This is a genomic window from Streptomyces bambusae (genome assembly GCF_019400985.1).
GTDB lineage: Bacteria > Actinomycetota > Actinomycetes > Streptomycetales > Streptomycetaceae > Streptomyces > Streptomyces bambusae_A.
Genome location: NZ_WTFF01000725.1, coordinates 1 through 669 on the forward strand (window position 1 = coordinate 1; position 669 = coordinate 669).

Annotated in this window: 1 pseudogene; it reads right to left on the reverse strand. The window is 77.1% G+C overall.

The annotated features are described in order from the left end of the window. Positions 1–569: 569 nt before the first annotated feature. Positions 570–669: pseudogene (locus GPJ59_RS38335) on the reverse strand (IS5 family transposase); the annotation flags it as partial.

A 669-nucleotide genomic window follows, 5' to 3' on the forward strand; every position in this document is an offset into this window, starting at 1 on the left:
GGCGGCGACGGGGGGCGCGGGGGCGCGCCGCCCCCCCCCCCCCCGGACCCGCCTGGCGCCGCGCCCGGGCACCGAAGCGCCCCGCCCCCCCGCTGGGCCTTTTGGGGCCCTTTGGGGGGGGGGCCCGGCAGCACCCCCCCCGTACCGCCGGGCCCGGATCACCCGCCGGCGCCCACAGCGCCACCGGCCGCTCCGAGATCCGCCGCAGCACCTGCGCGTCGGCCATGCGCCCCTGCGCCTCCCAGGCCGCCACCTGCCGGGCGGCCGCACTCCGCGGGTCCACCCAGTACGGCGACCCCTCCGCCTCCTCGTCCACCACGGCGGGGCGGGCGGGCCCAGGGCGGCCGGCCGGGTCGGGCGGCGGGGCGGAACAGGCGGCGGTCGATGCCAGCAGCAGGACCACCGAAACGAGGAAGGACGACCGGAGGGCGCGCACCGACATATCGTGACATGCCGTACAGCGGTGGAGGATTCACGACACCGGGACGCCGGGGACGCCCGGGGCACGCGGGACGCCCAGGGCACCAGGGACAGCGGGGACGGCCTAGGGCCTGTTGTGAAAATGCTGGTCACAGCCATTCATTGATGGCTGCGACCAGCACGGTTGCTTCGTAGCGGACCGCGAGCTTGTCGTACCTCGTGGCGACGGCCCGGTGGCGCTTGAGGCGG